Origin of the sequence: Streptomyces ipomoeae 91-03 (genome assembly GCF_000317595.1) — a bacterium.
Lineage (GTDB): Bacteria > Actinomycetota > Actinomycetes > Streptomycetales > Streptomycetaceae > Streptomyces > Streptomyces ipomoeae.
Genome location: NZ_AEJC01000414.1, coordinates 45,664 through 71,844, shown reverse-complemented (window position 1 = coordinate 71,844; position 26,181 = coordinate 45,664). Strand labels below are relative to the sequence as shown.

The 26,181-nt window shown below is 68.1% G+C and carries 19 protein-coding genes and 1 pseudogene; 8 read left to right on the top strand and 12 right to left on the bottom strand.

What is annotated here, in order from left to right:
- Positions 1–142 precede the first annotated feature (142 nt).
- Positions 143–1,774, top strand: a complete 1,632-nt coding sequence (locus tag STRIP9103_RS27490; protein WP_048821086.1) for an alpha/beta hydrolase — start codon at positions 143–145, stop codon at positions 1,772–1,774.
- Here STRIP9103_RS27490 and hemQ read toward each other — a convergent pair.
- Positions 1,771–2,502 (bottom strand): hydrogen peroxide-dependent heme synthase, encoded by a 732-nt coding sequence (gene hemQ, locus STRIP9103_RS27485; RefSeq protein WP_009324610.1) that lies wholly within the window; start codon positions 2,500–2,502, stop codon positions 1,771–1,773. The two genes, STRIP9103_RS27490 and hemQ, sit on opposite strands and share 4 nt — an antisense overlap.
- 5 nt (positions 2,503–2,507) lie before the next feature.
- A complete protein-coding gene (hemG, locus tag STRIP9103_RS27480; protein WP_009324699.1) occupies positions 2,508–3,962 on the bottom strand; it encodes a protoporphyrinogen oxidase in 1,455 nt (484 codons plus the stop codon).
- Positions 3,963–4,199: 237 nt separating this feature from the next.
- Here hemG and STRIP9103_RS27475 point away from each other — a divergent pair, with 237 nt between their 5' ends.
- Positions 4,200–5,186, top strand: a complete 987-nt coding sequence (locus tag STRIP9103_RS27475) for a DUF4349 domain-containing protein (RefSeq protein ID WP_009324628.1) — start codon at positions 4,200–4,202, stop codon at positions 5,184–5,186.
- A gap of 62 nt (positions 5,187–5,248) precedes the next feature.
- Entirely contained in the window at positions 5,249–6,643 is a 1,395-nt protein-coding gene (locus STRIP9103_RS27470; RefSeq protein ID WP_374005071.1) for an FAD-dependent oxidoreductase, read from the top strand.
- Between the two features lie 218 nt (positions 6,644–6,861).
- Here the strand turns inward: STRIP9103_RS27470 and STRIP9103_RS27465 are convergent, their stop codons facing one another.
- Positions 6,862–7,194, bottom strand: coding sequence for a hypothetical protein (locus STRIP9103_RS27465; protein ID WP_009324679.1), 333 nt, complete (start codon positions 7,192–7,194; stop codon positions 6,862–6,864).
- Positions 7,195–7,340: 146 nt separating this feature from the next.
- Here STRIP9103_RS27465 and STRIP9103_RS27460 point away from each other — a divergent pair, with 146 nt between their 5' ends.
- Together STRIP9103_RS27460 and STRIP9103_RS27455 are read left to right on the top strand one after the other, a co-directional pair.
- Positions 7,341–8,153 (top strand): rhomboid family intramembrane serine protease, encoded by an 813-nt coding sequence (locus STRIP9103_RS27460; RefSeq protein ID WP_009324653.1) that lies wholly within the window; start codon positions 7,341–7,343, stop codon positions 8,151–8,153.
- 105 nt (positions 8,154–8,258) lie between these two features.
- Positions 8,259–8,675 (top strand): winged helix-turn-helix transcriptional regulator, encoded by a 417-nt coding sequence (locus STRIP9103_RS27455; RefSeq protein ID WP_009324651.1) that lies wholly within the window; start codon positions 8,259–8,261, stop codon positions 8,673–8,675.
- Between the two features lie 41 nt (positions 8,676–8,716).
- Here the strand turns inward: STRIP9103_RS27455 and STRIP9103_RS50130 are convergent, their stop codons facing one another.
- The 3 genes and pseudogenes from STRIP9103_RS50130 to STRIP9103_RS53190 form a co-directional block, all read right to left on the bottom strand.
- Positions 8,717–8,875, bottom strand: a complete 159-nt coding sequence (locus STRIP9103_RS50130) for a hypothetical protein (RefSeq protein WP_009324672.1) — start codon at positions 8,873–8,875, stop codon at positions 8,717–8,719.
- A gap of 125 nt (positions 8,876–9,000) precedes the next feature.
- Positions 9,001–10,098 carry an NmrA family NAD(P)-binding protein gene (locus tag STRIP9103_RS51925; RefSeq protein ID WP_048821084.1) on the bottom strand — a complete coding sequence of 366 codons (1,098 nt, stop codon included), beginning with the start codon at positions 10,096–10,098 and terminating at the stop codon, positions 9,001–9,003.
- A gap of 169 nt (positions 10,099–10,267) precedes the next feature.
- Positions 10,268–11,281: pseudogene (locus STRIP9103_RS53190) on the bottom strand (helix-turn-helix transcriptional regulator); the annotation flags it as partial.
- 376 nt (positions 11,282–11,657) lie between these two features.
- On the opposite strand from STRIP9103_RS53190, the gene STRIP9103_RS27440 reads away from it, so the two are divergent.
- The gene (locus STRIP9103_RS27440) at positions 11,658–12,050 is read left to right on the top strand and encodes a hypothetical protein (RefSeq protein WP_009324630.1); all 393 of its coding nucleotides are present in this window, start codon (positions 11,658–11,660) and stop codon (positions 12,048–12,050) included.
- A 5-nt stretch (positions 12,051–12,055) separates the two neighbouring features.
- Positions 12,056–12,724, top strand: coding sequence for a nucleotidyl transferase AbiEii/AbiGii toxin family protein (locus STRIP9103_RS27435; protein WP_199790581.1), 669 nt, complete (start codon positions 12,056–12,058; stop codon positions 12,722–12,724).
- A gap of 324 nt (positions 12,725–13,048) precedes the next feature.
- On the opposite strand, the gene STRIP9103_RS27430 is transcribed toward STRIP9103_RS27435, so the two are convergent.
- Positions 13,049–17,371 (bottom strand): sacsin N-terminal ATP-binding-like domain-containing protein, encoded by a 4,323-nt coding sequence (locus STRIP9103_RS27430; RefSeq protein ID WP_234022309.1) that lies wholly within the window; start codon positions 17,369–17,371, stop codon positions 13,049–13,051.
- Between the two features lie 450 nt (positions 17,372–17,821).
- Between STRIP9103_RS27430 and STRIP9103_RS27425 the strand changes: the two genes are divergently transcribed.
- Positions 17,822–19,366, top strand: a complete 1,545-nt coding sequence (locus STRIP9103_RS27425) for a hypothetical protein (RefSeq protein WP_234022308.1) — start codon at positions 17,822–17,824, stop codon at positions 19,364–19,366.
- 50 nt (positions 19,367–19,416) lie between these two features.
- Here the strand turns inward: STRIP9103_RS27425 and STRIP9103_RS27420 are convergent, their stop codons facing one another.
- The 5 genes from STRIP9103_RS27420 to STRIP9103_RS27400 form a co-directional block, all read right to left on the bottom strand.
- The gene (locus tag STRIP9103_RS27420) at positions 19,417–20,505 is read right to left on the bottom strand and encodes a tyrosine-type recombinase/integrase (RefSeq protein WP_009324664.1); all 1,089 of its coding nucleotides are present in this window, start codon (positions 20,503–20,505) and stop codon (positions 19,417–19,419) included.
- Between the two features lie 60 nt (positions 20,506–20,565).
- Positions 20,566–20,772, bottom strand: coding sequence for a helix-turn-helix domain-containing protein (locus STRIP9103_RS27415; protein ID WP_009324638.1), 207 nt, complete (start codon positions 20,770–20,772; stop codon positions 20,566–20,568).
- Positions 20,773–21,000: 228 nt separating this feature from the next.
- Entirely contained in the window at positions 21,001–21,615 is a 615-nt protein-coding gene (locus STRIP9103_RS27410) for a tyrosine-type recombinase/integrase (protein WP_267950635.1), read from the bottom strand.
- Between the two features lie 497 nt (positions 21,616–22,112).
- Positions 22,113–22,607 (bottom strand): hypothetical protein, encoded by a 495-nt coding sequence (locus STRIP9103_RS27405; protein WP_048821080.1) that lies wholly within the window; start codon positions 22,605–22,607, stop codon positions 22,113–22,115.
- A 466-nt stretch (positions 22,608–23,073) separates the two neighbouring features.
- On the bottom strand, positions 23,074–25,926 hold the full coding sequence (locus STRIP9103_RS27400; protein WP_009324703.1) for an NACHT domain-containing protein: 2,853 nt from the start codon (positions 25,924–25,926) through the stop codon (positions 23,074–23,076).
- Positions 25,927–26,181: the final 255 nt, after the last annotated feature.

Sequence of the window (26,181 nt, the reverse complement as noted above, 5' to 3'; positions counted from 1 at the left end):
GCCGGCCTCGCCCGCGCGGCGGAGCCGTCTATCGATACAGCCCCGCGCCCCCCGACGGCGACACTGCGGGGCGGTGCTTTACATCCACCCTTCCCGAACTAAAACATCCCTTTTGTCGCTTTTATGTGCGGAGGGATATGTGATGCGCGCTGCCGTTCTCTACGGGGCCGTCGGGTCGGTGTTGTTGAGCGGGCTCGGTGCTGCCCCTGCTCAAGGCCGGACCGTGACCGCTGAGGTGTACGGGGTCTCGGTTGCCGTGCGGCGGGCCGAGGCGGGCGGGATCCGGTTCGGGAAGTGTCCGGTGGTCGAGGGGCTGCCCGAAGGGTTTCGGTGTGGGACCGTCCAGGTGCCGTTGGACTACGCGCGGCCGCACGGGAAGCAGATCTCACTGACCGTCAGTCGGGTCGCGGCCACCGGAAAGGGCCCCCGGGGGAAGAAGGTCGCACGCCAAGGGGCCCTCGTGTTCAATCCGGGTGGGCCGGGGGCGTCCGGCATGTCCTTTCCGGTCCTCGGGTTCCTCCCGGAGTGGAAGCGGATCGGGGCGGCGTACGACCTGGTCGGGTACGCCCCGCGCGGGGTCGGGCGGTCGGCACCCTTGTCCTGTCAGGACCCGAAGCAACTGCACCGGGGGCCCTCACAGGCGCCGACGCACCCCTCGGAGTCGTACAAGAAGGAGCGGATCGCGCGGGCGAAGGCGTACGCGCGCGGGTGTGCGCAGCGGGGCGGAAGCGCGCTGCGGCACTACCATTCGCTCAACAACGCCCGTGACCTGGATGTCCTGCGCGCCGCGCTCGGCGAGCGGCGGCTGACGTTCATGGGGGCGTCGTACGGCACGTACTTCGGGGCGCTCTACGCCACGCTGTTCCCCTCCCGGGTACGCCGGATGGTCTTCGACTCGGCGGTGGATCCCGATCCCGACCAGATCTGGTACCGGAACAACCTCGACCAGTCGGCGGCCTTCGAGGTGCGTTGGGCGGACTTCCGGGCCTGGGTCGCCAAGCACCACACGGTGTACGGGCTGGGGAACACCCCGGAGAAGGTGCTGCGGAGCTATGAGCGGGTGGCGGCACGGCTGGCCGCCGAGCCGGCGGGCGGCAAGGTGGGGCCGGGCCAGTTGAAGAGCGCGTTGCTGCAGGCCGCGTACTACGACGACTACTGGCCGCAGCGCGCGCTCGCCCTGTCCGCGTATCGCAAGGGCGACCCCGAGCCGCTGATCCAGCTGGCCGGGCCGTACCCGGAGGCGGCCGTCGAGCAGGAGAACTCCAACGCCGTCTACACCGCCGTCGAGTGCAACGACGCGCCCTGGCCGACCGAGTGGCGCGTCTGGGACCACGACAACACCCGGCTCGCGCGCACCGCGCCCTTCGAGACGTGGGACAACGTGTGGACGAACCTGCCGTGTGCGTACTGGGGCGGGCCGCGGCAACGACCACTGGATGTGCGCACGGGCCCGGGTGAACTGCCGCCGACACTCGTTCTCGCGGCCGAGCGGGACGCTGCCGCGCCTTATGACGGGGCTCTCGAACTGCACCGGCGGCTTCGGGGGTCGGTGCTGGTGACGGAGCGGGATGCCGGTAGCCACGGCGTTGCGGGTGGGCCCAACAAGTGTGTCAACGGCTACCTGGAGGCATATCTGTTGGAGGGGCGGCTGCCGAAGCGGAGGGCTGCCTGTGCGGCGCACCCGGAGCCGAAGCCGAGCACCGCGCGGTCGGAACACAGCCCCGCGCCCCTTGAAAGCATGGGGCGCGGGTCATGGCCGGTGCTTCCTGGCTAAGCCAAGCCCGCCACCAGCTCCGTCACCGACTTCCTGCGGCCCGTGAAGAACGGGACCTCCTCGCGGACGTGCATCCGGGCCTCCGAAGCCCGCAGATGGCGCATGAGGTCGACGATGCGGTACAGCTCGTCGGCCTCGAAGGCCAGGATCCACTCGTAGTCGCCGAGCGAGAACGAGGCGACCGTGTTGGCGCGGACGTCGGGGAAACCGCGGGCCATCTTGCCGTGGTCGGCGAGCATGCGGCGGCGGTCCTCGTCGGGCAGCAGGTACCAGTCGTAGGAGCGGACGAAGGGGTAGACGCTGACATAGTTGCGCGGCGTCTCGTCGGCGAGGAACGCCGGGATGTGCGAGCGGTTGAACTCGGCGGGGCGGTGCAGCGCCATGTTCGACCACACCGGCGTGAGCGCGCGGCCCAGCTTGGTGCGGCGGAAGAGGTTGTACGCCTCCTGGAGCTGGTCGCTGGTCTCGGCGTGCCACCAGATCATGAGGTCGGCGTCGGCGCGCAGGCCGGACACGTCGTACGTGCCGCGGATGGTCACGTCCTTCGCGGCGAGCTGGTCGAACAGCTCCTGGACCTCGTCGGCGTATCCGGCGCGGTCCTCCGGCAGGACGTCCTTCAGCTTGAAGACGGACCACAGCGTGTAGCGGATGACCTCGTTGAGGTCCTTGGCCAGCTTGCCCTTGTTGGGGATGCGGCCGGACTCGGTGGTGGGGGCGTCGTCGCTCATGGTTCTTATTCTCCCGCTCCGCCGTGGAGACTTTGCACCGGGTTGGCGGTGAGGTCCTGCACACGGCGCAGGTCGCCGTGGATCTGGTCCACCGCCGCCGCCGCGCTCGCCACGCAGGCCGGGATGCCGACGCCGTCGTACGCCGCGCCGCAGACCGCGAGGCCCGGCAGCTTCGCCACGTGCTCGCGGAGGCGGGCCACGCGCGCGTGGTGGCCGACGGGGTATTGAGGCAGGCCCTCGTGCCAGCGGGTGACCCGGGTCTCGACCGGGGTGGCGGACAGGCCCGTGGCCTCGTGGAGGTCGTGGCGGGAGACGTCCACGAGGTGGGCGTCGTCGCGATCGAGGATCTCCGTCTCGCCGTACCGGCCGACGGAGGTGCGCAGGACCAGCAGGTCGGGGTTCTGCTCGGCGACCCAGCCCCATTTCTGGGACGAGAACGTGGACGCCTTGATCGTCCGCCCGTCCACCGGCGGCACCAGGAAGCCGCTGCCCTCGGGGAGGGTGACATCGGCGCGGCGGTAGGCGAGGGTGACGAGGGCCATGGAGGCGTACTCCACGGCGGCCAGCTCGGCGGCGGCCTCCGGTGCCTCGGCGCGCAGCAGGCCGGCGGCGGCCGGGGCGGGGACGGCCACGATCACGGCGTCGGCGTGCAGCACGCGGTCCCCGGCGACGACGCGCCAGCCGCCGGGCGTCTCTCGGCGCAGCTCCGTGACGAGGGCCCCGGTGAGGATCTCGGCGCCGCGCGAGCGCACCGACTCGGCGACCGCGAGCGGCAGTCGGCCCACACCGCCCTCGATGCCCATGAAGACCGGACCCGTCTGCTGGGCGGCGGCTGCCCGGGCCTGGATCTCACGCACGGCCTCCGTGAGGGAGGTGTGCGTCTGCGCGGCCTGGAAGAGCTGCGGGACCGCCGAGCGCATCGAGATGCGGTACGCGTCGCCCGCGTAGACGCCGCCCAGCAGGGGCTCCACCAGACGGTCGACGACCTCTCTGCCGAGGCGGGCCGCCACGTACTCCCCCACCGCCACGTCGTCGCCGACCTCGGTGCGGGGCAGGTCGGCGTCGCGCTCGATACGGGCCAGGCCCTCGTCGGACAGCACCCCGGCGAGGGCCGACGCGGTGCCGGGGACGCCCATGACGTGCCCCTTCGGCATGGGCCGCAGCGCGCCCCGCGTCCACAGCGAGGCCGTCGCGGTGGCGGGCGGCCGGAGCCGGTCGGCGAGCCCGACCTCGCGGGCGAGGGCGACCGCCTCGGGACGGCGCGCCAGCATGGACTCGGCGCCGAAGTCGGCCCGCGCGCCCGCGATCTCGCCGGGCAGCAGCTTGCCGCCGACCCGGTCCGAGGCCTCCAGGACGGTCACGCGCGCATGTCTGGCCAGCAACCCGTGGGCGGCAGCCAGCCCCGCGATACCTGCCCCGATGACGACGACATGCCCGGTGTCCGTATGTGATCCGCTCATGGCTCCAGCCTCTCAGACGTCACTGACAGTGATGTCGTCGGTCCCGCGTGGGTCCTGTGAGCGGCGTGTGTCGCGTCCTTGCGGCCGTGGCCTCGCCGAGTCCCGACCGTGACCGCTTCGGGACCGCGTCCGGCCAACGTCCGGGCCCCCTCCGGCGTCGAAGGAGAGTCCGCAGGCACCGCGGCAAACACAAGCAAGTGGGCACGCCCGCTCACGACCCTCGGGGGGTACGCCACCATGGCCGAAACGCACACAGAACGTTCCCGACGACACATACAAGGTTCTCGACGACACGTACGACGTCCCCGACGGCCCGCAGGGGCGCTGGCAGCCCTGTTCCTCGCCGCCGCCCTGGCGCTGGCCGGATGCAGCGGCGCCGACGACACGGGCGCCACGTCGGACAGCGCGGCGGGTGCCGGCAGCAAGGCCGACGCATCGGCCCGCGAGGAGGGCGCCCTCGACGGCGGCGGCGACACGGGCAAGGGCCGGGCCGCCGACGCGCCGCCCGAGATCACCCCGAGCCACATCATCCGCACCGCCTCGCTGACCGTGCGGGTCAAGGACGTGCCGAAGGCCCTGGAGGAGGCCCGCACCACCATCGAGACCGCGGGCGGATTCGTCGGCGAGGAGTCCACGACCCGGGACGGCGAGGGCCGCGAACGCACCCGGGTCGTCCTGCGGGTGCCCACCGGGAAGTACGAGGAGGTCCTCTCCGAACTGGAGGGCACCGGCAAGCTGATCGAACGCAAGGCCAAGGCGGAGGACGTCACCGATCAGGTCGTCGACGTGGAGAGCCGCGTCAAGACGCAGCGGGCGAGCGTGGCCCGTATCCGCGAGCTCATGGACCGGGCGACCAAGCTCAGCGATGTGGTCACCCTGGAGGGCGAGTTGAGCACCCGCCAGGCGGACCTGGAGGCGCTGCTCGCCCAGCAGGAGTCCCTGAAGGACCGTACGAGCCTGGCCACCATCACGCTGTCCCTGTCCGAGACACCGGTGAAAAAGTCGGACAAGGACGACGGCCCCGGGTTCGTGGACGCCCTGGCGGGCGGCTGGAACGCGTTCGTCGCGGTGTTCCGCTGGCTGGCCCTGGCCCTCGCCGCCGTACTCCCCTTCGCCGTGGCCGCCGCCCTCGTCGTCCTGCTGTGGCTCCGCCTCACCCGCCCCCGGCGAGCCCGACCGACGACGGCCCCGGACGAGGGCGACGGCGAGGGCGAGCTGAGTTGAGCTGAATTGAGTTGAGCCGGCAGGACTGAAATGCGGGGCGTCCGTGGCGTGTTCCCGTGAACATGAGCCGTACTGAACGTTCGAAAGAGCGCCTGGTCGTCGTCGGAGGCGACGCGGCGGGCATGTCCGCCGCGTCGCAGGCACGCCGGCTGCGGGGCCCCGACGAGTTGGAGATCGTGGCGTTCGAGAGGGGCCACTTCACCTCCTTCTCCGCGTGCGGCATCCCGTACTGGGTGGGCGGCGACGTCACCGAACGGGACCGACTCATCGCCCGCTCGCCCGAGGAGCACCGGGCCCGGGACATCGATCTCCGGATGCGTACGGAGGTCGTGGAGATCGATGTCGGGGGTGCGCGTGTGCGCGCGCGGGACGTCGAATCCGGCGCCGAGTCCTGGACGACGTACGACAAACTCGTGATCGCGACCGGCGCCCGCCCGGTCCGCCCCGCCCTGCCCGGCGTCGACGCGCCCGGTGTGCACGGTGTGCAGACCCTGGACGACGGCCAGGCCCTCCTGAACACGCTGGACGCCACCGAGGGCCGCCGCGCGGTGGTCGTCGGGGCGGGCTACATCGGTGTGGAGATGGCCGAGGCGCTGATCAACCGCGGGTACGAGGTCACGGTCGTCAACCGCGGCAGCGAGCCCATGTCCACGCTCGACCCGGACATGGGCCGCCTGGTGCACAAGGCCATGGAGGGCCTCGGCATCACCATGGTGAACGACGCCGAGGTCACCGGCTTCCGCACCGGAGACGACGGCCGGGTCCGCGCGGTCGTCACGGCCGACACCGAGTACCCGGCCGACGTGGTGGTCCTGGGCATCGGCGTACGCCCGGAGACCGACCTCGCGAAGGCGGCGGGCCTGCCGCTGGGCGACCACGGCGGCCTGCTCACCGACCTCTCCATGCGCGTCCGCGGCCACGAGAACATCTGGGCCGGCGGCGACTGCGTGGAAGTCCTCGACCTGGTCTCCGGCCGCGAACGCCACATCCCGCTCGGCACCCACGCCAACAAGCACGGCCAGATCATCGGCGCCAACGTCGGCGGCGGCTACGCCACCTTCCCCGGTGTCGTCGGCACCGCGGTCAGCAAGGTCTGCGACCTGGAGATCGCCCGCACCGGCCTCCGGGAGAAGGACGCCCACCGCGCGGGCCTCCAGTACGTCACGGTCACCATCGAGTCGACCAGCCGCGCCGGCTACTACCCCGGCGCCGCCCCCATGACTGTCAAACTCCTCGCCGAACGCCGCACGGGCCGCTTGCTGGGCCTCCAGATCGTGGGACGGGAGGGCGCGGGCAAGCGGGTCGACATCGCGGCGGTGGCCTTGACGGCAGGCATGACGGTCGAACAGATGACAGCCTTGGACCTGGGCTACGCCCCACCTTTCTCCCCGGTCTGGGACCCGATCCTGGTGGCAGCGAGAAAGGCAGTGACGGCGGTGAGGGCTGGTAACAAGTAGCGGTGAGGGCTGGTAACAAGTAGCAAGGGGTGCTCTCAAGAAACCCCGGTGCGGGACCGTGCCCCCAAAGGGGCGCGGGGCTGTGTCGGTTGCGGCTCCGCCGCGATGGGGGTCCCTCCCGCTCGAGCGAAGCCGAGAGTGGGGGAGCGACCACCCACGAACGACCCGCGGCCGGCCAATCACAGAACCCCTACGGCGCCCCCGCCCCACCAGCGGAGCTACCCCGTTGAGGTCCCATTGAGCCGATCAATCACCTGCATCGCCTGATCCGCCGGAGGCCTCGGCGGCAACGACGACACCGAGGCGGACGAGGTGACCGCGGGGGCACTCCCTGCCTGTGTCGGCTTCGCATGCGCCGCGGCAGCCCGTACGGAACGCAATCGATGGCTGACGGCCTCGTCCAGGGTCACCGGTCGCTGCATCCGCGCGGCCAGCCGCCCGGCCTCCTGGCCGAGCGCGGCTACGTCTTCCCAGGGCAGCCGCACCACCAGGGAGATCTCCGCCTCACCGTCGGGTGTGGCGTGCATCGGAGGAGTAACTCGGTCGTTCATCGCCTGTTCCTCACGTAGATCCGCGGTTGAGGAGTCATACGCATCACCGCGCGCGAGCGTTCACGGCTTCCGGCGTCGGCGTCCGCCCGCGCCCGCCGGTGTCGGACACCGTGATTCCGCTCCCGTATCCCGGGCAGGAGTCCCTTGTGGTCATACCCGTCCATGACGTGAACCCGGTACGCCGCACGCCCTGGGTGACGTACACCCTGATCGGGGCGAACGTCTTCGTGTTCGTCTTCATGCCGGGCCTCGCCGGTTCGGTGGCCGGTGACAGCGACCTGGCCCAGCTGTGTCATCTGCGGGCGTTCGTGGAGCAGTACGCGGCGGTGCCGCAGGAGTTGATCCACCACCAGCTGCCCCGTCTGGTGCCGACGGGCGAGGTCGACCCCGGGACGGGCGCCTGCGCGCTGGGCCCGCCGGGCTACGACAAGTCGCCCTCGCTGTCCGTCCTGACCGCGATGTTCCTGCACGGCGGCTGGCTGCATCTGCTGGGCAACATGCTCTTCCTGCTGATCTTCGGCAACAACATCGAGGATCGACTGGGGCACATCCGCTTCGCAATCTTCTACGTCGCCTGCGGATACGCAGCTGCGTATGGTTTCGCCCTTGCGAACTCCGATTCGAATACCCCCCTGATCGGCGCCTCTGGGGCGATCGCCGGGGTGCTCGGCGCCTACCTGGTGCTGTACCCGAGGGCCCGCGTATGGGTCCTCGTCCCCTTCCTCATTTTCCTGCCCCTACGGCTGCCGGCCTGGATCGTGCTGGGTTTCTGGTTCGGTCTCCAGGCGGTGTACTCGTCCGGCGAGGGCGTCTCTGACGCCGGCACGGTGGCATACATGGCCCACGTCGTGGGCTTCCTCGCAGGGATGTTGATCGCCTGGCCGTTGCGCCCCGGCACTCCGCCACCGCCGGAACCACGCGGCATGCTGTTCGGAAGGCGCGCACGGCCAGGTTGGTGAGACCGGCAGGGCCGACCTGGTCACACCCGCCGAGTGATCAGAACGCCCCAGCAAGCACGAGGGGAGCGAGCCGGGTCAGCGCATGACGAAGACTCGACCTCAGCATTGGAGAGAAACTTCCTGTACAACGCGTTCCTGGCAGGGTGCCCCAGCCGGCAGCTGCTCGACCGAATCTCGGACAAGTGGGTCGTCCTGATCCTGTGTGCGCTGGGCGGCGACACCAGCCCTGGCCAGCCCGGTGCGGCACACGCGGACGCTCCGAAGGCGATGCGTTACTCCGAGATCTCTCGCCTTCTGGCCGGAGTCAGCCAGAAGATGCTGACCCAGACGCTGCGGTCGCTGGAGCACGATGGTCTGCTCACCCGTACCGTGACGCCAACCGTCCCTGTCACCGTCTCCTACGAGCTGACCGACCTCGGCCTCTCGCTCCACCACATGACGCGCGGGCTCAGAAACTGGGCGCAGACACACATGGCCGAAGTCCTCGCAAACCGCGAGAACTACGACGCTGGCACCTCCTGACGACTCACATCCAACCGTCCAACAGCTCCATGTTCTCGGCGCTACACCCTCAACTGCGAAGAGCCGGCAAACACTTCGTCCGCCCCGGCGACGTCCCCGGTGTCGTAGAGCTCCAGCTCACGCGCGGCGACCCGCAGCGCGGTGCTCGTGGCCGAGCGCACCATTTCGCTCGCCGTGTTGGCCGTGGTGATCGCGGTCATGGGGTCCTCCGTAGTGTGGGGTTGCGGGCCGGCGACGACTGCGGTTTCCGAACGGAACCAGTTCCTTCAAATGCGCTGATGGGGGAACCGTGAGTAATTCCGAGCACACCGCGGGACGGGTTCGTCTACAACTTGCCCGTCCTGAAGTCCGCGCTGCTCTTGAGGACCGCGGAGTCCACGGTCCAGTTCTCCGGCTGGACCCTTTCCCAGAGGCTTCCCTTGCCGGATTCCCTGCCCAACTGGTCCTCCCGACGGAACCACTCCTCAGCGGTCCTGATCCTGTTGGGGTGGATTTCGTCGAGCAGGGCGTAGTCCCTGGTGATGATCCCGTGCTTCCACACATTCCAGAAGCCGGTGAAGTTGTCACGGAAGCTCATGGTGCTCTTGTCGTCGGGGTCGGCGTTGTATCCGGCCGGGTGGTCGGCGATTCCTGTCAGGTCCGGACTGTTCCAGTACGTGTCCAGATCGGTGTCGATGTACCGCGCCGGGTGCCCGGTGACCTTTTCGAACGCCGCGGCCATGTCGGCGTAGGTCATGTGCTCGATGGCGACTTCGAGGTCCATGCCGTTGGCCCGTTCCGGGTGGTCGAAGAGCCAGCGGACATAGAAGCCGCAGTCTTCCAGAGCGACGTGCGGGACGGCACCCTCTCCGAGCGGGACTCGCCACGTGACGACACCGTCCTCGACGGTGGGCGTCATGGGCGTGAGCGGTGAGATCACCATCTCGATATAGGGACCCGACGTGAAGACCGCCGCTCCCATCCGGTCCCTTTTCTTTTCGTTCTGGAACAGCACCCATTCGGCCATGCGGCCCTTGCCGTCATAGTGGCCGGTACGGAACCTGGAGTCGTAGCCCGACTTCTTGAGGGCGTAGTCAAGGTTTCCATAGACGAAGAACTTGATACCTTCCTCGATCGCGATCTCATAAGTGCGGATGGCCCAGTAGGTCTCCGTCTTCTCGCCGGTGTTGAACCCGTCAATGTTGATGAACGCCCCGTCGCAGCCGCGAAATCCTTCGCGCAGTACGTCCTCGTCGGCGAATGACCCTTCGAGAATGGTGACGTTGCCGAGCGCGACAAGCTCCTGAGCCCGGGGAGAGCTCGCGTCCCGGGTGAGGACCTTGACGGAGTACTTCTTGTCGGCGACAAGGGCGCGGACAATGGGCATCCCCTGGGCTCCTGTGCCGCCGATGACGAAGATAGAGGAGGTGGCGTACGCAGTCATGGCTTTGACTCCAAGTCGGAAACCGATCGGTTTCCAACACGGTACACCGATCGGTTTCCTCAGGGCGAGCGCGCAGGGGTCGTCCCGACCACACGGAACCTTCTGACCCGCGAGACCCCGACCCGGACGAAACCCAGGGAAGCAACCCCTGTCGACGTGCGGCGACCACCGCCTCGAAGCGGGTGCTCACTTCCAGCTTGCGCATCGCGCTGCGCAGATACGACTTGACCGTTTCGGGCAGCAGCGACAGCCTGCGACCGGCCTTGGCGTTGCCGCAGCCCAGCGCCACCTGCGCCAGGACGTCGAGTTCCCGGGGCGACAGGGTCGGGCCCGGCACCGACTGAGCGGCGGACTGCGGGGCCAGCCGCCCGGCCACGTCGAGCAGCCGACCGCGCAGGTCACCATCGGGCACCTGCTGCGCGATGCGCCGCAACTCGGCGTGCACCTGGCGAAGTTCCTCCACCGGCACGCCCCGTTGCTCACCGTCGGCAGGGCCCTGTGCAGCCTCCAGCAGGCGCAGCCGGTGGTCGACCTCGTCACGGATGACCAGCTCGGCGGCCAGTCGCCGGGAGGCGTCGGCGACCGCTTCGGCCGCCCGGTCCCCGAGCGGGGCCGGGCTGCGGCAGGCCCCGTAGAGCACCGCGCGCACCGTACCGGACACCACGACGGGCGCGGCCACGACGGAGCGGATCCCCTCCGTCAGCACGGGACGGTCGAAGTCGTGGGTGATCGAGCGAGCCGACCTGTAGTCGGTCACCTTGGCCTGCCGCCCGGTGGTGAGGACCCGGCCGCCGAGCCCGGTCTCGGCGCGCACCCTGAGGCCGCGCAGGCCCGCCGTCCGCACACCGATGAACTGCGACAGGCTCAGCAGGGCGTTCTCCACCTGTCGCACCTGGGGAGGACATGCCCGCCGACCGGTCCTGGCTGACCGTGGTCGCCGGGGGGTGCCCCCGAGGGCGCGGAACTGTCCTTCGGTGAACTGCTCGCCCGGTACTCCGGCGACGAGCCACAGGGCCGCCCGGTCGTGACGAGCCCGGACGTTCCGCTGGTCCTGTTGTTCACCTCGGGCACCAGTAGGTCTGCGCTCAGCGCAGCCTGCCCTCGGCACATCGACGCTCGCCACCTTGACAGGATTAGACCTGGACAGGATTAGACCTGCCCGACAGGGTGCCCGGCACCCCATCAGAACGAGCGCCATTTCAGCTTCAGGATATCGCCCGTAACGCCTGCACCACACATCATGCGCACGCGCAAAACCGCAGGTCAGGAGCTCTTGACCACCGGTTCAAGGATGGCCACGCACTCCACATGATGCGTCACCGGAAAGATGTCGGCCTGAAGGGATCCAAGAAAACCCCTGGTCAGAGCCGGTTTCTCGGCTCATCGTCCTTCGTACAGACGCCCAGAGCGTCAAACGAGCGTCAAGCCCGAGAGTCCGTGCTGCTCAGAGCTGAGCAGACTGCGGCAACCAGCTCACCCGGAGATCCGCCCCCGCTCGCTCCGGACGCCAGCTCGCACATCATGACCCTCGCAACGTCTCCGGCCGCCATAATGGAGTCATGCCCTCCAGCTCACAGCACCCCGCACCCACCCCGAAGGACGTCTCGGGCGCGGACGCCGAGGACCTCGCGCTGTACCGGGAGAAGTTCCGCCGCCGTCTGCCGGAGTCGCTGGACGAGCTGCACGGGCCGACCCACGGTGTCGTGGAGCTGCCGCTGCACATGGCCTGGTCCGGAATGACCTCATATGACCTGAGCAAGCCGCGCCAGCGTATGGGCCTGTACCGCACCGTCCTGCACGAGGGCCTCCACGACGACCTGCCCCGCTACCTCAACCAGGACCTGCTCCTCCAGCTGTGGCCCGTGCTGCGCACCCTCGTCGGCCGCACCGTGCGCACCGTATGGGAAGACGCCTTCCCCCAGCTCGCCTCCCGCACCCGGGCAGCCGCGTGACGGACATGCCGGAGCTGCACACACGGCTCCTGGCGGACGTGATCGCGCTCGGTTCCCCGTATCCACTTGTTCTCACCGGTGGATACGCCGTGCGGGCACACCGCCTCGTGAACCGCCCCAGCCAGGACCTCGACGTCGCCACCGAGAACCCGGCGCCCATGGCCGACATCGCCGCCACGCTCCGTGCCGGCCTGGAAGCCCGCGGCTGGAAGGTGCACGCGCTGGAGACCGCCCCGCTGTCCGCTCGCTTCACCGTGTCTGACCCGGCCACCGGGCAGGAATGCGAAGTCGACATCCTCAAGGAGATCTTTTGGCGGCCGGTCGCCCAGAGCCCGTACGGGCCCGTCCTCGCGGAGGAGGACGTGATCGGGACCAAGGTCCGCGCCCTCGCCGACCGTGGAGCGCCCCGCGACCTGATCGACGTATTCGCGGCCTCCCGCCGCTGGAGCAATGCCGAGCTTGAGGAGTTCGGCCGCCGCCATGCCCGAGGCCGCTTCGAGCGCGAGGATCTGCAGTCGAACCTCACGGGCGCCGAGTGGACCGACGACGAAGCCTTCGCCGCCTATGGGCTTGATGACGCCACCATCACCGCTCTCCGCTCCTGGGCCGTGGAGTGGGCCGACGACCTCGCGACCCGTCTCCTCGAAGAGGCCGACGATCCGGACATCGACTGATCACTTCGGGATGAGATCGCATCTGCAAGCGATCAGAGCAAGAGCCGAGAAGCGAGTAGGTGGAACAGCAGTAGGTTACGGGCTTGTCCCACGCCAAGCATGCCGGGCAGACCCTGGGAAGATCAGTCGGAGGTCAGGCTGCCCCCATTGGCGTGGCTGATCAACTGGAGCCGACCCTCGTGCGTCCCCACGCGCTCGGCCTCCATGGTCTCGGCCTGGAAATCGGCGCGAACAGGTCAGCGTGCCGTGCGCGCCATGCTGCAGGCGCTGCGCCCCTGCCCGCCCCGTGGTCCCTCGGTTCCCAGGACGTCACGGCCAGCTGGCCTATCTCTCCTCCTCGAGTTGGTACACCCGGCTGTGCGCGCCCCTGATTCCCGTAACCGTCACGCTGCTGCTCGGACGGCAGGTCAGCTGCTGGAGCGGCTGCGGGATGATGCGTACGGAGACGGGGGCGGTTCCCGCCTCCAGCCCTGAGACGATGACGAGAAAGAAGTCGTCACTCTCCACTGCTCGCTGGAACTCTGCGGGCGTCAGCAGCACCGTGTCCGGCTCGGCGTCCTTATATGCCTTGAGTTCGTAGAACCGCGACAGTGCGTCCACCGCGTCGGCGCCGAGGCCGCGCTGGGCCCGTAGGTCGCGCAGCCAGTCGTCGTCGGTGGCGAGTGCCTTGCGCACGACGTCCAGCGCCACCTTTTCCTGCTCCGTGCCCGTGTAGGGGCGCGGTGGCGTGTGCTGTTGGGGGATTGCCGATCCGGCGCGGGGCTGCGGCAGGCCGGACGTTCCCGAGGTGTACCCGCTAGGCCGTACGGTGGGCGCGCCCGCGGCCGAGGACTTCGGCGGCGTGATCATGCCGCTCGGGTCGACGAGCCGGAGTCTGCCGGGGTCGACGAGCCTGCGCGGTGGAGCGGCGGGGGGCGCAGGCGGGACTGACGGTCCCGTCGCGGGCGGCGGTGCGCTGGGGACAGGCGGGAGGATCACCGCCGTCTGCGAGGTACCGGCCGCTGTGCTGGCCTGCGCCTTGGTCGCGGTGCGGCGTTGGTCCACCTCGTTTCCGAGTTCCCTGAGCCGTCGTTCACGTTCGGCCTCCGCCGCTTCCTGGTCGCGCCGCACCTGGTCGTCGGCAAGGCTCAGTTGTACGGCCGTACGGCCCTTCTCAGCCTGGTCACACGCTGCTCCCCAGGCGAGGGCCACCTCGCGGCGGCTGCCCGGAAACCGGGCGGCGATCGACCGGCCCACCCCGGATGTGCGTGTCAGAGCGGCAGTGTCACGGACGTACAACGTGCCCGAGGACCAGTCGATCCCGGCGTCCACGGGCACGTGCACCGTCTCGCCCGTGTCCGGAAGATCGAGGCAGCAGGCCAGGTGAGGGGCGATGCATACAGTCAGGTCAGCCAGCTGGTCCCACGAGCAGTCCAGGGACTGGGCAACGCTCGCGGCGTTGCGCTGCAGGTCCTCACGGAGGTGAGTGACGGCTGACCGGACCAGCGCTGTGGCGTCCGGGTCCGCCGGGGCCGAGCCAGGGCTGTACACGGTGACATGCCCTGCGGCGAGTTCGCTCACGCGCAGGGCTCCGATCAACGGCCGGAACTGCTCCAATTCGGCTCCCGGGCACCACACCGCACGTTCCCGGCCCAGCGCCTCGGCCACCACCGGGTCTTCGACGGCGTACACGGGCCGCTTGCTTCGCCAGCCCTGGGTCGTCCAAAGAGGGAGGCGTCCCAGGCGCTTGGCCGTCAACGCGCCGGGATGGGTACGGCCCAGAGCGGCGAGCATCTTCAGGGTCTCCAGGACGATGGACTGGGTCGTCCCATCCGGCTCGTCCCGACCCTGCTTCCGGTCCCGCTGTGCCAGCTCCTTGATCACGGCCGTGGCGTCGTCGACAGTCGGCAGGCGCACTGCGAGCCGCTGCCAGAACTCCTCGCTGCCTGGAAACGTGGGAGCGAACACACGTAGCGGACCGAAGAGCGGCGCCCCGCGCAGGCACTGGCTCGGCCGACGCCAGCCGGAGTCCGTGAGGACAAGGCCGCTTCCCTCACCGAACGCCCGGACGACCGAGCCCAAAGACATCTCCTCCGAGGCGCCCGCGCCACGTCCGAAGGAGCGCTCGGCAAGGGCTTGATAGAGGATCAGCGCCGCGGGCACATCCCTGTCGCCACCCTCTTCCTCCCGTCGACGCAGGCGCTGCAGACATTCCACGAGGTCCTCGGTGCGGGCCTCCGAAGAGATGCCCAGGGCTCGCAGCACATCACTGCGTCTGCCGACCAGTTGCTGGATATCGGGATGGAGGAATCGCTCGTCGTCTGCCCCGTACACCGCGACCGTGCCGGTGGTCCGCATGCGGAGTCGGGTCGGGGCAGACGGTGCGCCGTTACCGTCGTCCAGCCACGGTGTGTCGCGCAACTGCCAGAGCCAGAAGGCCGCAGTCCTGCCCCGGTTCTGCCATGCGTAGTAGTCGTAGACGGCATCCACCTCGTCGTGGTCGGAAAAGCGGCTCCATGCCCGCCCGAGGACATGAAACAGCGCTGCCGCCCTGCGCCTTCGGAGCTGCGGGTTCTCTTCCGCCGCTATGCCAGAGGCGACGGCACGTAGGTCGGGGCTTTCGTAGTCGTCGAGCGTGAAGGTCGCTTCCAGAGCTCGCAGGGCATCTGTGCGTGCCCGAGGTCCTGAAATAACGTCCGCCGGCAGCCCCTTCGGGCTCTGCGTGAAGCGTTCCCGCGCCCGCGGGTGCCGGCGCAACCGGGGCGCGGTCTCCGCGCCCAAGAGCCTGAAGAACTTACGGGCGCCCATCCCGGCGCCGCCGCGCTGCAGGACCTCGGCGTACCGGGGCCGCAGCCACACCAGCCCGTCCGTGCGACCGGCAGCGAAGGCAAAGCTCTCCTCGCGTTCCGAACTGTCCAGTCTGGCGGGCAGGTACGCCCTGGCGGGCGCAACGTCGATGTCCTCGCGTTTTCCGGCTCGGTCGTAGCGATGCCCCTGCAATCGGATTGCGTGGCCCACATCGCGCCCCAAGGTCTCACGTTCGGGGTCCGGCACGCGTGCAAACCCGTCGCGCAGTTCGATGAGCTGGTCATCCGTCAGCCGCAGTACATTCGGGCTGCCACTCCCCGCCGCACCGATGGCCGCGAGGCGGCGGATCACGGCCACCGCGTCCGCGTCGGTCAGCAGCGCTCCCCGCTTACGGAGCCACGCCCTCACCGACCTTGCCTCGTCGGTGTCGGCGAGAAATGCCGGATGGATCTCCCGGGAGAACCCGAGACTGGCACCGAGGCCCCGCGGGACGTCGGTGAACACCGCAGGTTCCGCGGGTCGGGGCACACTGTGATGGCCCTCTGAGCTGTCCACGAGCCAGCGGCTCGACAGCAAGGAGGAGCAGATGTCTGCGGCAAGTCCCGCCGCGGCGAGGCGGATGTTCGCCTGTGGTGACCGGGTTTCATCGTCGAGGAGGCGCAGCGCGTCGTAGGGGTCCACCATCACGGGAACCGCACCGTCGTGGTCCTCCCAGTCCGCCAGCACCTCACGCCATCGGCCGTCCTCGTCCCGCGCCGCTCCGGGCAGTACGGCGGTCCGCTCTGCGACGCGGGAGACTTCCCCTTCGGTAACCACACCAACCAGCGTCTCGTCCTCCACCGCGAGGTCGCCCAGGCCGAGCGGCCCCTGCCCCGAGACGTCCAGGACGAGACCGTGGGACACACCCGCCCTGGCACGATCAAGGAGCAGCCGCTCCAGCGCGGCGACCGGGTCACGGGCATCGCGCATGTCGTCGGGGAGCGGCACGGCGCGCCAGGCCCGTGCCGGATCCCGCCGGAATTGCCACAGGACGGCGGCCGTCCACAGGTCGCCCACCAGTTCATTCAGTGCGCGGTTCCACGGGGTATTGTCGAGCGCCTGACGGCTGGCGATCGGGTCGAACTGGGCGCTGACACAGAGGGCCAGAGTGGTGTCCGCGACCGGAAGACCGGCGTAGATCCGCCCGGCGTCATCGGGTCCGAGAGGAAGAGCCACAGCGATTGCGGTAGTGGGCTCCACCGCCTTGTGAGACCGGGTGATTCCGGAGGGGCTGGGAACTGTCGTACGGCACACCAGCCACCGCGACCCGTCGCCGGCGCACGCCTCGCCGGTCTCCACGTCGACGCTCTGCCCGCCCACCACGGCCTCGAACGGCTCGCCCACCTCTCGGTTGAGCGCCAGCCGGTGCCGGACACCACCTTGCTCGTCCAGGTGCGTGACACTGCGGACACGGCCAAGGAAGAGCAGCGCGCTGTCCCCCCACTCGGCAAGCCACTCGTCCACCTCGTCCGCACCGAGCACACCCAGCTCCAGTGGAACCCGTAGAACCGTCCAGGTGTCGCCCGCGAACCAGTCGGGCGCCGTGAACGCCTCGGCCACGGAGATGTCCGGATCCCCGACACGGAACCGGTAGTGCCCGCAATGAACCTCCAGATACGGGGAGAGGGACTGGAGCGTCATCAGGCCGATCCCGAACCTGCCGGTGGACTCGGCCTGCTCCGCCTTACTTGTCAGCCAGGGCATCGCCATGGCCAGAACGTCCGGCAGCCGTACGGGACTGCCGTTGTGGGCGACGAGAAGTTCCCGTTCCCTTGTCAAAATGCGTACGTCCGTGGCGCCAAGGTCCTCAGCGTTCTGCACGATCTCCGAAAGTCCCTGGAGACGGTCGCTCGACAGATTGCCTGCGTGATCTCGGGTACGTCTCAGCGCGTGCCGTACTTGACCGTCCAGTTGGGCAAACCGGCTACCGAGTCGCCCGACCGCCGCCTCAGTCGCCGCCTCACCCTCCGGCTCCGGTACGACGGCTCCTTCTGGGATGCCCTCCAGAGAGAAGAGCGCATCGGCGGACGCAATCGCCCCGTCCACCGCGGCCGTTCGACATACCGCATTCCCCGTGCTCATCCCTACCCCCGCCCACCTCGGCACTGCCCGCGACACAGGGTAATGAGCCCGACGCAATCTGCGCACGTCAACCCAAGTACCTACCGTGGTGGGATCCGAGCCCAAAGAGCAGCGCCGACAAGCTGCTCGACGGGTTCGGCCCGGGCCACATACACCATTGACTGACCTCAACACGACCAGGTTGGGGTGGTGGAACCCGAACGTGTGACGGGAAGCGCTCTGAGGCTGCTCATCGGCCCTACCTTGGTGGTCTGCCCGCAGCTCGTCGAGGTGGAGCCGAAGCTCGTGAAGTACACGCTGACCGAACAGCAGGCTGACATGCTCCGCCAGATCGCTGCAGCGTCGAGTGCCGTGCCCATCGCTCCCAAGAGTTCGAACACGGCTTGGGCCCTTGAGCAGCGTGGGCTGATCAAGCGGAGCTGGCGTGGTAGCGGGCACGTCGCAGTGGTGACTTCGGACGGTCGCTACTTCATCAAGCACGGCAAGCATCCCAAGGAGGTCCAAGCCGAGCAGGAGCGCTTGGCCGGTGATGCCGAACAGGCCGAGCGCGGTCCTGCCGACGGAGCCGAGCTGGTCGCGCGACTCCAGTCCGCCACTGCTGGCAAGCTCACCGTCCCTGATCCGGGCCCGCGGACCCGGGGGCGGTGGCGGGCGGCCTACTACGACGCGCTCCATCACGGTCACGTACCGGGAGAGCTCAAGCTGCGCTGGACCGGACGGCAGCGCGGTGACTGCGTCTTCACGTTGGTCGACGAGGAAGCCGAGAAGGCTGCGCAACCGCCGCCGGTGCCGACCATCGACGTCCCCGACGTTCTGAACCGTCCTCATCAGCTTGTCCGGGCGACGCGCAAGGCCCTCGGCAGGTCCAAGACTGTAGTGGACACCCGCGAGACGCCCGAGGTCATCTCTCTGCATGTGTCACGGGAGCAGCTGGACCGTGCCCTGCGGATCATGCACGCGCTCCTGACCGAGGCGGAAAGCCGCGGCTACCAGGTGGAGACCCGCACCGATCTCGATCGGGGCCAGGCCGTGCACCAGATGGTCATCGTCATCCGCGGACACGCGCTCCCGCTCGCGATCACAGAGCAGACGACCAAGGTGCCACACGAGCCGACCGCTCAAGAGATCCGTCAACAGCAACGCAATCCCTGGACTCGTATCCCCAAATACGATCACGAGTTCAACGGACGCCTTGAACTCGGTGCGCCCGCCAGAAGCTGGTACCAGCATTCGTACACCTACAGGGACAGCGCACGGTGGACACTGGAGTCCCGCCTGGGGCGCCTTCTGCACGATCTCGAACAGCGCGCCGCGGCGGCCGAACGTCAGCAGCGGGAAGAGGAACTCCGCAAGGCCGAGCAGCGACGCCGCTGGTACGCGACAGTTGCACAGGCACGGGAGCGGCAAGTCGATCGACATCGAGCGAACATCCTGGTCGAGCAGGTGAAGGCACTGCATCAGGCCAACGAGATCCGCGCCTTCTGCCGCGCAGCCCGTGCGAGAGACGACGACGCGTCCGCTGCGGCGGAGGAACTGGAGTGGTTGCAATGGGCCGAGGCATACGCAGACCGGATTGATCCACTGTCCGCGCCGCTGGCCACTCCGCCGGATCCTCCAGCCAGCCGTGAGGCTCTGCGTGAACTCCTTCAGGGCGATCTCTACACCCACCCCTGGCCGTTCGACAGCCAGGGGCGCTGGACGCTGCCCCAAGAGGAGGTCGCACAGCGCCCCTGATCAGGCAAGCGCCTCCGCCCCGTCCATGAGGGGACAGGGCGGAGGATCATTCATGCGGCGATGGTGAGCGGAACGTCCAGGCGCTCCCAGGCACCAAGAACGGCCTTGTGCGCGTCCGGTTGAAGGTGAGCGTAGCGCTGGGTGGTCTGAAAGCTCTCGTGCCCAAGGAGGTGCTGGACCTCGTAGAGCGAGACTCCCTTCTGGACCAGCCACGAGGCGCAGGTGTGGCGCATGGAGTGCGGCGGGTAGTGCGGGACGAGTTGCTGCTCGCCGTCGGTGTCGAAGTAGTAGGCGGCCTCGACAGCGGGCCACCAGGTCTGCCGACGCCAGTTGCTGTCGGCAAGGAGCCGTCCAGCACGGCCCTTGGTGATGGTGGTGAACACCACGGCATCCCGGTCGAGCCGGTGGATGTGGCGTTCGAGGGCCTCCAGGACGTGGGGCGGGAGCGGGACCTCTCTACGGCTCTTGGAGCTCTTGGGATACTCCTTGATGCCGCTCTTGGTGTTGACCTCCACCACGAACAGTCGCGAGCGGCGTTGGTCGATGCGGTGGCGGTGAAGACCAGAGAGTTCGCCCCAGCGCAGCCCGGTGTAGAAGCCGAGCAGGCACATCGTCCGCCAGGGGGCGGGGAGTTCGTCGAGGATGCTCTGCGCTTGGTCCAGCGTGAACCACTGCGGCGGCTTGACCGCGATCTGGGGCAAGTCGATGCTGCGGCACGGGGTCACCGCCAGGACATCATCGTCGACGGCCGCGCGCATCATGGAGGAGGTCAGGTTGTAGGCCCGCTTGATCGCAGCAGCCCCCGCCCCCTTCTCGACCAGGGTCCGGATCCAGCTCTGGACGTCCATGCGGGTGATGGCCCGCATCTCCCAGTCCGCCCAGTAGGGAATGACGTGGTTCTTGATGTTGGATGCGTCACCGCGAAGCGTGTGGGGCTCAACGACGCGGGCGTTCCACCACCGGTCGTGCCACTCGCGGAACGACATTTCACCGGCCCGCGGGTCGCGCATGCCTCCGCGGGCAAACTGGGTCTCCATCTCGATGCCCCAGGCGCGCGCCTGCGCCTTGAGGGGGAACGACTCGCTGAACCGGTCTCCTGTCCGGTTGCGTACGGTCGCCTGCCACTTGCCGGACTTCAACTTGCGGAGGTACGAGGCACTACTCCTTGTTCGAGGTGACGGGCCTGGGATGGGCCAGGGTCAGCGGCGGACTGTCGGCGGTACGACGGCGCGGCGGCTGATGAACTCGTCGAGGCCGGCCGCAGGAACCCGGACGCGGGACCGGCCTGGGCCAGTACGGAGGTCGACGACAGGCAGGTCGCCGGCAGCGATGAAGCGGTAGACGGTGCGGCGGTCGACATCCAGGGCGGCGGCGACGGCAGGAATGGACAGCAGGCGTGCAGGCATGAAGGGGACCTTGGGGTGGGGTGGGCCGAGCACCCGGCGAGTCGGGCAGCCGGAGCGTCGGCCGGTGCATGTTCGTTCACAGCCCTGTCGGGGCAGTGGGACGGCTTCACGGAGAGCCTTCGACCGAAAGGAGGCTGATCCATGACTTCGTTGGGTGAGGACCAACGGTGCAGATGGGGATGAGCGGGTGCCCGCGCTCTGGGTGTCAGCCAGAGCGCGGGGCGAAAATCACGGCCTGGGCGAGTCCGGAAGGGCCATGGCCTCGGCCAGATGGTCCCAGTCGATTTTGACCTTCTCCGTGCGGAAGCAGTGCGGATAACGCAGCGCCAGCCAACTCCGGGTCACGCCGGCCCACTCGGCAACCGTGACGGGCGAGATGCCCATCCCCAGCCACTTCACCAGGCAGGACTCACGGAGAATCGAGATCGGCTCCCCCAGACGCCACCAGTACCGCTCGTCCCGCGGCAGGACGGCCTGTTGGGCCTGCTCCCAGATCCGCTTGTATACGGCAGCCGAGAGCGGCCGGCCTCGCATACCGGGAAGCAACAGGTCGTCGTCATGCAGACCAGCCTCGCTGATCCACCCACGCAGGAACTCCACGACCTGCGGCTGGAGAGGAATCTCCCTCGCCACGCCTTTGTGGCGGACCGTCAACTTACCCAGGTTGCCCTCCGGGAGCACTACGTCGCTCACTCGCAGGGCGCGCGCCTCTCCCGGTCGCAGAGCCTGCTCGGACACTATGAGCATGAAAGGGTGCACCGAGCGATCGGCACCCGCGTGCCCACGCATCCACTCGAGCAGCGATCGAACCTGCTCCTCGGAGTACAACCATTCTTCGTCCATGACCTCGACAGACACAGCTCTGAACTCCTCAGGGGAAATCACTGAATGCGTCACGCGGGGATCAGCGCGACAGGTTTCAATGGTCTGCGGAATCGCCGGTTTGGCTAACCGGCGATCGTCGGCTATGTTTCGCCCGACACGGTGCTCACGGCATGCAGGCGTATGCAGGAACAGCAGGGGGCGTGGCCGCGCTTCTCCGGACTGCTCTAGGTTTGCTTGCTTCGCCGCGTCATTCCAGTCCGTTGCGCCCTCAATGTGTCTGCCGTCGGCGAATCAGCACCCCAGCGCCACGAAAGAGCACCGCTACCAGCGCACTCGCCTGGCTGCCGATAGCCAGGGAACAGAGCAGGCACCTTCTAAGCGCCTGCCCTGTTGTCAGCGGTGGCAGCCAGCAATCACTGGTCTCGACGACGGCCGAACGCTCAGCCGACGCCGACAGGGACTCGAAGTTTCGTGCAAGAGAGCCGTCCAGCAGCCTCGTAGACGCGGGAGGACCCCTACGAGGCAATGCCCAACTCTGGAAGATCCCGTCCGCCGAACAGGTCGTCGAAGCGGCGGGCTCCTTGCGTAGAAATCAGAAAGTACGGGGCCCCGGAGCCGACAACGCTGTGCGGCCCTTGCTGCCCCGCGATGAGGACATCATGTGGCGCCCACACATCGAGCCCATCGAACACGTAGTAGACCGGGAGACTGGTCCAGGCAATGAGCTGCAAGTGCGCCAGAACTGCTGAGCGTTCAACGGCATGACGCCCTGTTCGCTGGCTGGTCATCCCACCCTTACAGTCGATCAGCACCAGGTCCCGTGCCTTCGCCGCAATGAGATCCGGAAACCAGCGAATGGAGCTGTCCGTTCTCCGGAGCGCGCATTGGAGCGCCCGGCTCAGTAGACCCTGCCCCCAGAAATCCACTTCCCATCCTCGCCCGATGAGTTGCTCGGCGACGTGCCGCTCGTGCGCATCGCCTATCGCTTTCCGCTGCTGGAAGCTCTCCATGAATGCAGTGTGACCCGCCGAGCGAAGTAGGTAACTCTCCGTAGATCAAACCAGGCCAGTCCCACTCTGTCTCAGTAGTTCTCACTGTGTTCGCGCCAGTCCGTGGACGTCCGGCAACGTCCGCAGACGCTCTCCTCAACTTGGCCGAAATACAACGGAAAAGGCCGCCTATCGACCGCTCCCGATGCAAGAGGAAGCCGTCGCTCTGCGTCCGTGGCACTTCCGTACGCCCCCAGAGCGTTCGAAACTGCGACAACGGCCGATCCTCACACACAGCCGCGACTACATGTGGACGGTGGGGTCTCAACTCACCGGAGCGGAGCCAACACTGTAGTTGCTTCGCGATCTGGTGCATTGCCAGTGCCCACTCACTCCGCAACGACGGCATCCGGCTCAGAAATCACCCACTACGGAAGCTGGACGGCGTGCCTGGCCGTTCGCCCTCCCTGACACCTTGACGACGCCTTCATAAAGAGAGCTGGACGTGCACACCCAGCCAGCCAACCGCCTTCAAGTCACGGACGAGCCACTCATAGGCAAGCTCAGTCGCCGGGCGGGATGAGCCAGTGGACGGTTCGCGATCTACGTAGTAGGGCCGATGGAAGTTCGTCTTGGAACCGACCGGCCCACCGGGGAACGGCGAGGTAGGGCCGCACCCCGGCTCGGTCCACAGGTCCAGGTCCACCTCAGGTGGGTCATTGCGGCGCCCTGCGGCCTTGGGACGGAGGGTATGGATCAAGCCGCTGTGCGACCCGTCCGTGTCGTCCTCCGGCATGACCACCATGCCTTCGGCGCTCACGGGCAGGGCGCTGTACAGGCCCAGCGCAGAGGCGAGGGACGGGAAGTTCAGTTCGACCAGCTGTCGGTAGCCGATGAGGGCGTCTCGCAGAATCTGTCTGGTGATCCTCAGCGTCAGCAACGGGGAGTACCCCTGCCACATCCGTCCACGCCGCGGGATTTCCTGATCCGGCTCGCCGTACGGTCTGCGCAGCACCTCGTCGGTAACACCGGCCAACTGGGAGTGCAACCACCGGATGTCCGCCGAGTCGTAGGTGTAGCCCGCAACTTGATGGGTGTACCGCGCGGATATCCGCACACGCTCCATCATCGCCTCAACTCGCCGGCGCACTTCGGGCACGGAGACGCCATCGCGGGGCACGTTTCCCTGGCGGAGTCGCTGCGCGAGGTGCCACAGCCGCTCATGGGCCAACGGAGAATCCGGCGGTACCAGAAGAGCACCACGTCGGACTACACGCTCAAGGGGCTCGCGGATCCGTCCGCGGGCCCAACCCCACCTGCCCAGCGGATCGCCGGGAAAGAGGTGCTGACTCCACCATCGCCATTCGGGGTCTTCACGGTTCGACGGGTGCGAGGCCAGTGGAGTCACTGCGGGCGGCTCAGAAGAGTATCTCGACGGAGAGATGGCCACCCAGCCCTCCTTCGCCCACACTCCCCACCGAGGCAGCCGTCCATCCCGCATTTCAACAAGCGAGCCGCTCAGCGGACCGAATCCCTCGACAAGAGCTTCGAGCGCCTCCCGCAGCCAAGTGCCTGCGGTTTCAGCGGTTCGGAGTTCGTCGTGGTCTCCCCGGACCATTCGGGCGATAGTGATCCTGGCCCTGTCTTCAGCCTCGCGCATGCCGTGGTGTTGCTCTTTGCCCCGGGCGATCTCGTCGAACGTCCAGGAAGCGGCCGCTGGGTTGGCCCGAGCAAGGCGGAGCATGAGATTCTCCGCTTCGTCCGGGGCACTCGCGCTCACGGCGAATGCGATCGCGTAGCGCCACCGGGGGAAAGCGTCGGCAGTGACGATCTCCTCCAGCAGTACAGAGCCCTTGCGCAGGGCCTGGGCGCCGAAGTGCTGCTCGAAGACAGGCAGGGCGAAGCGGAGGCCCGCAGCTTCCTGGACGACCAGACCGGTGTCAGTCAGCTCCCAGACCTCGGCTTCATGCCCGAAGTGCTGAGCGGGGACTGGACCTCCGGCATTCAGGATGTGTACGGCGAGACGGGCAAGGCGGTCCCAGGTCTGTGAGGTTGGGGAGCCCTTACGTCGTCCCTTGATGACGGACGCGGCCAGACCGGCCAGCAGCTCCAGGCTGGACACCCGTGCGTCTTCACCGGCCAGGAGGCGGGAGGCGACGGACAGGGCTTGAAGGGGGCTGGTCAGCAAATCCTGCACTTCTCGCTCTTCGAAAAGCATGCGCGCGTCGTCGCCGATCACAAGGTCCAGAAGTTCCGCGCCTCTCCGCACTGACCACGGGGCAACCTCGTGCACCACAGCCCTGCCCAGCTCGATTCCAGGTCTGCACGTAGCGAGAATCCGGGCGGTCGGGTGGGCCGCCAGCAGGAGCCTGGCCTCGTACAGGAGGTGTGCAACCTGCTCGGGTGAGATCCGATCGAGATCGTCGATCACGATACGTCCGAGTCCACTCGCCGGTTCGCCGCCCGCACGCGTGATGGCATCCAGCAGATCTGGTACGACCTTGCCCGCATCCACCCATACAGGGATCACGACATCAGGGTCACCCGCCGCCTCGCGGAGCCCTTCCCGCAACCAACTCTCGGCTTCCTCACTCTTGCCGGCTCCCATGGGCGCGACCAGAACCGCCAGAGTGCCGACGGGGACAGTCACCACCGGCAGTGAGGACTTGTCAGCCCAGTCCAGAACGGCATCGGCACGCTCCTCGGGCACAAGACTCAGTCGTGCCTCACGGCGGTGCTGCGAGGCACGCGCTGCGTCAGTGAGGGCATCTGACCTGGGCTTGTGTCCGGCGGACACGGCGTCGAGCAGATGTGCGAGGACGTCACCGGAGGTGATGGCACCGGCGTAGGTACGGCGGATGGAGTCGTACCGATCCAGGTAGCGGCACAGCTGGTCGTGGTGCCACACCGCCCAGCCCTTGAGCCCAAGGCGTGCCGCATACGTGGACACGAATTGCTCAATCTGGGCAATGCCTCCGCCGCCCGGGACGGGAGTCAGGATCACATTGGTGGTGAAGATCAGGTACTCGGGCAGCCGCTCCCGCTTCGAGGTCGGGCTCAGCCACGCTTCGAATTCCTCCTTGACCTGCCCCTTCAGCCACGAGACCGCATCCTGGGGCTGTTGATCCGTGCGCTGCCGGAACTTGGCCTGCACGACCCCGTAGCCGTCCCACGCCTCAAGCTCGCTCGGATAGGGCACCCGCCCCTCGAACGTTGCCTCACGCCCGCCGTCCTTGCCGTCCCCGAAGGCGGAGACGCCCGGCCCGAGGATCTCCTGGGCCAGGGCCTGCGACACGTGCTCGAACTCCCGGGTGCTCAGCCCGCTGAGGTTGTAATCCACCCCGCCATGATGCCGCCGCGGCCATCTCCCGACCGTCCAACGGAACTTTTTGCCCGGCTGGGCCTCTGCGACCACGCCGATTCACGCGGCTTGACCAGCCCAGCAACACGCCTGACACCCCATCAGAACGAGCGTCAAATGAGCGTCACGAGCGTCATTTCAGCGTCAAGATTTCGCCCGTAACGCCCACACCGCACATAATGCGCACGCGCGAAACCGCAGGTCAGGAGCCCTTCGCCACCGGTTCGAGGATCG

What these genes read in the sequence shown, in the direction of transcription:
- STRIP9103_RS27490 (WP_048821086.1), top strand. Translation starts at nt 143, where the DNA reads ATGCGCGCTGCCGTTCTCTACGGGGCCGTCGGGTCGGTGTTGTTGAGC.
- hemQ (WP_009324610.1), bottom strand. Translation starts at nt 2,502, where the DNA reads ATGAGCGACGACGCCCCCACCACCGAGTCCGGCCGCATCCCCAACAAG.
- hemG (WP_009324699.1), bottom strand. Translation starts at nt 3,962, where the DNA reads ATGAGCGGATCACATACGGACACCGGGCATGTCGTCGTCATCGGGGCA.
- STRIP9103_RS27475 (WP_009324628.1), top strand. Translation starts at nt 4,200, where the DNA reads ATGGCCGAAACGCACACAGAACGTTCCCGACGACACATACAAGGTTCT.
- STRIP9103_RS27470 (WP_374005071.1), top strand. Translation starts at nt 5,249, where the DNA reads ATGAGCCGTACTGAACGTTCGAAAGAGCGCCTGGTCGTCGTCGGAGGC.
- STRIP9103_RS27465 (WP_009324679.1), bottom strand. Translation starts at nt 7,194, where the DNA reads ATGAACGACCGAGTTACTCCTCCGATGCACGCCACACCCGACGGTGAG.
- STRIP9103_RS50130 (WP_009324672.1), bottom strand. Translation starts at nt 8,875, where the DNA reads ATGACCGCGATCACCACGGCCAACACGGCGAGCGAAATGGTGCGCTCG.
- STRIP9103_RS51925 (WP_048821084.1), bottom strand. Translation starts at nt 10,098, where the DNA reads ATGACTGCGTACGCCACCTCCTCTATCTTCGTCATCGGCGGCACAGGA.
- STRIP9103_RS27440 (WP_009324630.1), top strand. Translation starts at nt 11,658, where the DNA reads ATGCCCTCCAGCTCACAGCACCCCGCACCCACCCCGAAGGACGTCTCG.
- STRIP9103_RS27435 (WP_199790581.1), top strand. Translation starts at nt 12,056, where the DNA reads ATGCCGGAGCTGCACACACGGCTCCTGGCGGACGTGATCGCGCTCGGT.
- STRIP9103_RS27415 (WP_009324638.1), bottom strand. Translation starts at nt 20,772, where the DNA reads ATGCCTGCACGCCTGCTGTCCATTCCTGCCGTCGCCGCCGCCCTGGAT.
- STRIP9103_RS27410 (WP_267950635.1), bottom strand. Translation starts at nt 21,615, where the DNA reads ATGGACGAAGAATGGTTGTACTCCGAGGAGCAGGTTCGATCGCTGCTC.
- STRIP9103_RS27405 (WP_048821080.1), bottom strand. Translation starts at nt 22,607, where the DNA reads ATGGAGAGCTTCCAGCAGCGGAAAGCGATAGGCGATGCGCACGAGCGG.